The sequence below is a fragment of the Allobosea sp. 05T422_2 genome (assembly GCF_056396265.1).
This window is the reverse complement of record NZ_JBFTLD010000328.1, coordinates 1-6,813: the sequence shown is the minus strand read 5'-3', so window position 1 is coordinate 6,813 and position 6,813 is coordinate 1. Positions and strand designations below refer to the sequence as shown.

The window sequence follows — 6,813 nt, the reverse complement described above, 5'->3', positions numbered from 1 at the left end:
GAGCAGAACCGCGGCCTGGAACGCCGCCCCTTCCATCGGCGACACCGCGTCAGACATGATCACCATCTACGTTTCCTGCTTGTCCTTATCGCCGACCTCCCCGATACGCCCGCAGCCATCACGCCGCCAGGCACCGCCCCGAAGGACTATCGGTTCGGGAGATCGTCAGGGTCTTGTCCAATATGACGGGATTTGGCCGAAAGCAGCATGGCCGCCGCATCATCTCGGCCCACTGTCAACCCCAATGCCTGGAGCAAGTCAATCCCGATCGGACCCGACTTTCCCCGGTGGGGTTGGATCGATTTGCCACAATTCAGCCCGTGGGATAGGCAACGCGCACGAAGGTTCGGGTCGCGCCAGTACGCTCGGCAAGCGTGACAGCATGTGTCACCGGCGCATCGCCGATAGGAGGTTGAATTGCATCCACGCTATCGTCAGACCTGCCGCGTTTGCGGCTCGGCTCACCTGTCCCCCGTCATCGATCTCGGCGCACAATATCTGCAGGGGTCCTTCGTCAAACCCGGCACCTTGATGCCGCCTATCCGCAAGTTGCCCACGCAACTCGTCCGCTGCGACGTTACGCGCAACGAGAATGGCTGCGGCCTGTTGCAGCTCGCCCATTCCTTCCCGCCCGAAATCCTCTACGCGAACTATTGGTACCGTTCTGGCACGAACCAGACCATGCGCGACCATCTCGCAGGCATCGTGGCCAGTGCCCGCAAGATCGTGCCGGAGGATACGGCGACAGTTCTCGACATCGGGTGCAATGACGGCACCTTGCTCAACGTGTTTCCTGCCAGCATCAGAAAATTCGGCGTCGACCCCTCGGACATCGCCAACGAGATCAGCAGCGACGTCACCGTCATCAACACGGTATTCCCTTCGGAACAGGCCACAGCCGCCATCCCGGCAGGCAAGGTCGATATCGTGACCTCGATCGCGATGTACTATGATCTGGAAGATCCGGTCAGCTTCGCCAGAGGTGTCCAGCGTCTTCTCTCGCCCAACGGCATCTGGATCTTCGAGATGTCCTACCTGCCACTGATGCTGCTGCAGAACTCGTTTGACACGATCTGCCACGAGCATCTCGAGTATTACAGCCTGGCTGTCCTTGAGTGGATCGCTGCCCAGGCCGATCTTCGCCTGTTCAAGGTCGAGCTCAATGACAGCAACGGCGGCAGCATTCGTTGCTACGCCTGCCAGGCGACGAACAGCAGCCACGGCTCGCCGGAGGATCGCGCTCATCTGCACAGGGTGCGGATCAAAGAGTTCGAGATGGAGCTGGATACCGACCAGCCCTATATCGAGTTCCAGCGCCGCATCGAAACCCTCAAGAGGCAGTTGAACACGCTGCTGTTCGACATCCGCGCCAGGGGCGAGCGCATCCACATCTACGGCGCATCGACCAAGGGCAATGTCCTGCTGCAATGGTACGGCATCAACCGCGTCATGGTCGATTGCGCCGCGGACCGTAACCCGCAGAAGGTTGGTGCCAAAACGCTGGGAACCGATATCCCGATCATCTCCGAGGCAGAATCCCGCGCATCCGAGCCGGACTATTATCTCGTCTTGCCCTGGCACTTCCGGGCGGAGTTTCTTCGGCGTGAGCGCGACGCCATATTGGCCGGCACGAAGATGATTTTCCCCCTGCCGCATATCGAAATCGTCTCGGCGGAGAATTACGACGAGGCTGTGGAGCGATCGAACGACCAGATCGCCTATCTCGACGCCCTGCACCCGGGCACGCAGGGTTGAGTTCGCAATGAGCGTGGTACTTGTCCTCGGCGTCAACGGTCAGGATGGGAGCTATCTGGCTGATGCTTTCTTGCGCCGGGGGCACACAGTCGTGGGAATCGGCCGCGATGCCGCGTCACGGCGCGCATTTCCAGCGGACCGGTTTCGCTATGTCGCGCTTGATCTCACCAACGCAGAGGCGCTTGCGACGCTGCTCGATGAGGTGAGGCCCGATGTCGCCTGCCATTTTGCGGCAGTCCATGGCGCGATCGGTGCCGGGTTCTCCTATGAACCCGTCTGGCGCGAACTGATGCAGGTCAACGTCTTTGCGCTTCATGCGCTGCTTGAACACGCCCGCGTCAGCTCTCCCGGCATGCGAATATTCTATGCTGGCTCAGCCAAGGTGTTCGCGGAGCCATGGGCGGGTATCCTCGACGAATCAAGCCCAATGCGCTCGACCTGCCTTTATGGCGTCAGCAAGCTCGCAGCGCGCGACCTCATGGCAGAATATGCACGCCGCCACGCGGTTTCGAGCACCAATCTCGTCCTGTTCAACCACGATTCACCGCGTCGGCCGCAGCAGTTCTTCCTTCCTACGATCGCGGCGGCGCTGCGTTCCGCCAATAAGGGCGAACGCCAGCCCACCCGTATCAATACGCTCGACTTCAGGCTTGACTGGAGCTCCGCCGACGAGATCATGGATATCGTCGCAGACCTCGCCTTTGCCCCGCCGGTCAGCGAACTCCTCGTCGCATCGGGGCGCACGGTACTGGCGCGCGAGGCCGTCACTGAGGCGTTTCGCCGGCACGGACACGACATCGCGGACCATATCGTGGAATCGAGTCCGCGCCGGGATCCCGGCCCTGATTTCCAGGTCGATATTTCGATCTTGGCCGCGGTGGCGGGACGACGGCCGCAAAAGACAATCCAGGACATCATCGACGCGATCGCCTTCGGCGAAGCATGAGCTGCTTGCGCCGGCCAGAACCTGCCTGCATGAACGGCCAGAAACTAGGGACAAGAAACGGTCATGGATCGCATTCTGTTGGGGCAGCTGGGTGCGGGAGGCGATTGCCTCTACGCAACGATATTGGCGCGCCAGCTCCGTGCGGATTTCCCGGAGGCGGAAATCTGCTGGGCCGTCTCGACCCAGTGCAAGGGCCTGCTGGTCAACAACCCTGACATCGATGCCGTATGGGAAATTCCCGTTGCCGACTGGAGCTATCATGAGATGGCCTGGCGGGTGTTCGAGCGTGAGGCGTACCGCCAGTACCAGCAACGCAATTTCGGCCTGATTCTGCTCTCGCAGATTTGGCCGAACAACTTCCAGAACTACGACGGAACTGTGCGTTCGTCGCTGTTGCGCGCATATGGCCGGCCCATTACCGTGCCGATCGAGAATGTCATTTGCCTGACGGACGAGGAAATCGCCCGGGTCGAAGACTTTGCCCGTGAAAACCGGCTTCCGGACACCGAGCACACCATTCTGTTCGAATGCTCGTCGAAGAGCGGACAATCCTCCGTGACCCCTGAGAGCGCGCAGGACATCGCTGCGGAGATTTATGCGCTACTCCCGCACTCTCGCGTCATCTTCTCCACGCACCTGCCGATGGAGCTTCGAGATGAGCGTTCGCTCTATGCAGGCACCTTGAGTCTGCGGGAAGTCTCGCACCTGACCCATCACGTCTCGCTCTTCGTCGGAACAGGCAGCGGTGGGACGGTCGCCGCCTCATCAACCGCGGCCCGCATTCTGCCCATGGTCCAGGTCCTGAAGGCCTCGACCTCGGTCTTTGCCTCGTTCGCTCATGACTTCGAGTATTTTGACCTGCATGAGCGTCAGGTTCTGGAACTTACCGACGAGGATCCGAAGCTCCTCGCCCGCGCGATCGCGAGTGCTTGCACATCCGGCGTCGCCAAAGCCCGGGCCGAGTATGGCACGCCCGTCCAGGTCGAGTTCACACACTATCTGAACACCATTGAGACCTATCTCATGAGATTCTTCAGATTCCTGGATGCCGCTCGCTCGTTGCAGATTACGGCACGGCGCTACGGTTGGAGCCCACAGCTTCTGGCATTCGCGAAAGAGCGAGTCTCACCGCGTCTCGAACAGGATCCTTCCTGGTATTTCCAACCCAACCGGCATAAGGGGGCAGCCTTCAGAGCAGAAATAGCCGCTCCTGCCCCTCCCCCCGCCACTCAGCGCCTTTGGTCGGAACCGGCGGACTCTGCGTGATGCCGCCGCGGGCTGCCGCTCAATACGCCGAGTAGCTCTTTTCTTCGACGATAAAGCTGCCCAGCACGTCGTTGATCTGGCGTTTGATCGCCGCGCGTTCGTCATTGGTCCGATAGACCGAGCGCGCAGTCTCCACAAAGGCCGGGCCGAAGTCCTTGGCGCGCTCAAGATCGCGAATGTTGTCCTCGATTTCCCAGATCCGGCTGTTGACGTCCTTGAGGCGCATCGCCAGGGTCGGCAAAGTCGAATTCAAGGCCAGAAGAGCCTGATAATCGCCAAGCAGCGTCTCGAATTCCCGTTGGATATTGGCGAGCTTGCTKGAATCGGCAATCCGTTCCAGCTTGATTTCGAGGATCGTGACCTTGTCGATCAACTCACCGGGGGCCACCGCGATCACTACTTGCATTTCTTCCATTCCGCAGCCGGTTGCGAGAACTGATCAAGCCGCGCCGATGGCGTTCGACTTCAGCATTACATCGGCGTAGATCGCCGCAGGCGCATGCCCCTCGACAGGAGGCAGGAGATTCAGGAACTCCGCGGCGATATCGTACATGCGGTAGTTGGCGTGAGCGATCAGCGCGGCCTTTGCCGTCTTCTGTACGCCGCGTTCCCTCAAGCTCGCCGGGCTTCTGARGTAGATTGCCTCGCCCCACAGCAGTCGTGACTGCGCGATAGGGCGCGGCAAGCCGCGAGCAGTGGCGTATCCAGCACTGACGATATCGATCATCTCGAAGCCCGCGGCACGCAAATGCGCGTCCACCTCGCCAAAAAGTGGCTGGTCCTTGTAGACATGCGAAAACTCCACTTCGCAATGCACCACGATGGCCTTGTCCAGAGCAGCGGGAGCCCCCTTGAGCACGTCGAGTTCGCCGCCCTGCACGTYGATCTTCAGGAAATCGCAATCGGTGATCTCGGCGACGTCATCCAGTCGGGTCGTCAAGACCGAGGATTCATGGACAGTCCGGCACATCTCGGAGAGGGACTCGAAGCGGTCGAGGAGCTCGTAATTCGTCGCGAAGAGCGATGACGTAGCGTCAAATTTGTTGACATGAAAGGTGCGCTGACTGCCGTCTCCGACGAAATAGTTCAACATCTTGACGTCGTTCTCGTTGCGGGCGCGTTTCTCCGCAGCGGCTTCGAGAGGCTCAAAGCCGATCACGTCGGCAAGCCGGAGATCGACGAGAGGCTGATAGGCGTGTTGTTCCGTCGTCAGTTCCTGGGCGCCGATATCGACGACCACAATGCGCGGCAATGATTTGCCCGGCAGCACATCCGCAGGGAACGGTGCCGGCTTGCCGAGTTCAGCCCCATGAACTTTGAGACCTCCTGCCCGCTCGGCCACCTGCAATCGAATCGCAAGTGCATTGCGCTCATTCAGAAGCGCGTCGCGCTCACTTGCTGCCAGATGATAGTGGTGCTTGAAATGCTCGAGCTCGCGCTGGACAAGGTCAGCAACTTCGCGGGCAGGCGGGGCCGAGCCACCTGGTGCCACTTCCGCGCTACTCGACGGATGTCGCAACCACGCAGCAAGCATCTGTTTGATACCCAAATCCACACCCCTGTTCCCTCAGCCTTGAAGACCATGGCCGGACCATTTCCGTTAACATGCGGTCGCAGGCTTTGCAGATCGCACGCGAAGGCACAAAATCGCTGGTCGCGCTGCCTTCTATATCCGATGCTGGCGCGTCGGCAATCGTTCGCAGCACGATTTGGAAGGCCGAACCGCAGCGACAGCTCAGGCATTCTCTTTCGGAGTTGGCTTGCCCCTAGCCTCTGCAGGAGGCTTGCCGCATGACGTCTCCAGCACGGCCAACCGCGACGCAAGACTGTCATAGAGACCAGACAACCGCTCGATCTCGAGCATCTGGGAATGCACCCGCATCGAAACCGTCTCAGTCAAGGCGGTCTCGAACTTCACCATCGCAGCCGAGCAATCCGATAGCTGCCGTCGCAGTTCAGCAAGCTGCGCATCATGGGCGTCGATTGACCTGATTAGGCTTCGGATTAACGGCAGACGCAGCAGGGCTGGGGTAAGCACTTTGATCATCATTGAATGTCCAAGATGGATGGCGACCGGCAATCTGACCTGCCGGTAGGCCCCGTGCCGTGCAGGATGCGCCGATCACGCTATTGCATTGCCGCGAGCCAAGCCTGCGAATAAGGCTCCGCGATTTCTCCGAGGATGATCGTCTCGCCAGTGACAACATCGATCACGGGCATGTCCGCGATGATGGCCAATCGCTCCAGCCCGCTGGCGAAAGAAAGCGCTCCCTGCTGGTCGCGGCTGTCGCGATGGCGGGCTGGCCAGACCTTTATCTCTCCCAAAAGATCGAGCACGGGTCCCGCCAAATCATCCCTGACGAAAAAGGCATTGATTCCATGGCTGTTGGTTCCGATGAGACGGTAGCCCTTCTGGCGCGCGCAATACTCCAGCGCCTTGATGGAGGCGCCGAAGTAAAGCCCGCTCGCATGGCGCTCGAAGCGTGTTGCGAAAGGCTCATAAGGCACACTCACAGCGCGGGTATCGCCGAGGATCGGGTTACATTCACAAATGACGAGCGCGGGATTGACCGACGTGATGGCCTGCCAAACCCAATAGTCATTTCCATCGATATCAACCGACAGAATTCCCAACTCCCCCTCGAAGCCGGCCTCCGCGATCAGCTCGTCGATATTCTCGCGCGTCACGAAGGCAGCTTTTGCCGTAAGGTCATGCCGCCAAAACCATGACTGAGTGCGCAGCGACGACATATTCTCCGTGCTGCCATCGATAACGAGACCCTTCCAGTTACGATTATGCAACAAGAAGCGGCAGTTCGCCTCCCGGAATCTCTCGACGCCAAACT

The 6,813-nt window shown here is 59.9% G+C and carries 7 protein-coding genes; 3 read left to right on the top strand and 4 right to left on the bottom strand.

Going from position 1 to position 6,813, the window contains the following annotated elements; translation table 11 throughout:
- Positions 1–417 precede the first annotated feature (417 nt).
- From AC1DJT_RS32730 to AC1DJT_RS32720, 3 genes are all read left to right on the top strand, one after another.
- Entirely contained in the window at positions 418–1,755 is a 1,338-nt protein-coding gene (locus AC1DJT_RS32730; RefSeq protein WP_476770062.1) for a class I SAM-dependent methyltransferase, read from the top strand.
- A 7-nt stretch (positions 1,756–1,762) separates the two neighbouring features.
- Positions 1,763–2,701 carry a GDP-mannose 4,6-dehydratase gene (locus tag AC1DJT_RS32725; RefSeq protein ID WP_476770061.1) on the top strand — a complete coding sequence of 313 codons (939 nt, stop codon included), beginning with the start codon at positions 1,763–1,765 and terminating at the stop codon, positions 2,699–2,701.
- Positions 2,702–2,764: 63 nt separating this feature from the next.
- Positions 2,765–3,967 (top strand): glycosyltransferase family 9 protein, encoded by a 1,203-nt coding sequence (locus AC1DJT_RS32720; RefSeq protein WP_476770060.1) that lies wholly within the window; start codon positions 2,765–2,767, stop codon positions 3,965–3,967.
- A gap of 19 nt (positions 3,968–3,986) precedes the next feature.
- Here AC1DJT_RS32720 and AC1DJT_RS32715 read toward each other — a convergent pair whose 3' ends face one another.
- The 4 genes from AC1DJT_RS32715 to AC1DJT_RS32700 form a co-directional block, all read right to left on the bottom strand.
- Entirely contained in the window at positions 3,987–4,373 is a 387-nt protein-coding gene (locus tag AC1DJT_RS32715; RefSeq protein ID WP_476770059.1) for a DUF6165 family protein, read from the bottom strand.
- 33 nt (positions 4,374–4,406) lie between these two features.
- Positions 4,407–5,459 carry an FkbM family methyltransferase gene (locus AC1DJT_RS32710; RefSeq protein ID WP_476835708.1) on the bottom strand — a complete coding sequence of 351 codons (1,053 nt, stop codon included), beginning with the start codon at positions 5,457–5,459 and terminating at the stop codon, positions 4,407–4,409.
- A gap of 243 nt (positions 5,460–5,702) precedes the next feature.
- Positions 5,703–6,014 carry a hypothetical protein gene (locus AC1DJT_RS32705; RefSeq protein ID WP_476835707.1) on the bottom strand — a complete coding sequence of 104 codons (312 nt, stop codon included), beginning with the start codon at positions 6,012–6,014 and terminating at the stop codon, positions 5,703–5,705.
- An 80-nt stretch (positions 6,015–6,094) separates the two neighbouring features.
- Positions 6,095–6,813 (bottom strand): hypothetical protein (locus tag AC1DJT_RS32700; protein ID WP_476835706.1); only part of this gene is annotated, 719 nt, incomplete at its 5' end.

Bases quoted from the DNA above. Each gene is read 5' to 3' on its own strand.
- AC1DJT_RS32720 (WP_476770060.1), top strand. From the start codon at position 2,765: ATGGATCGCATTCTGTTGGGGCAGCTGGGTGCGGGAGGCGATTGCCTC.
- AC1DJT_RS32705 (WP_476835707.1), bottom strand. From the start codon at position 6,014: ATGATCAAAGTGCTTACCCCAGCCCTGCTGCGTCTGCCGTTAATCCGA.
- AC1DJT_RS32725 (WP_476770061.1), top strand. From the start codon at position 1,763: ATGAGCGTGGTACTTGTCCTCGGCGTCAACGGTCAGGATGGGAGCTAT.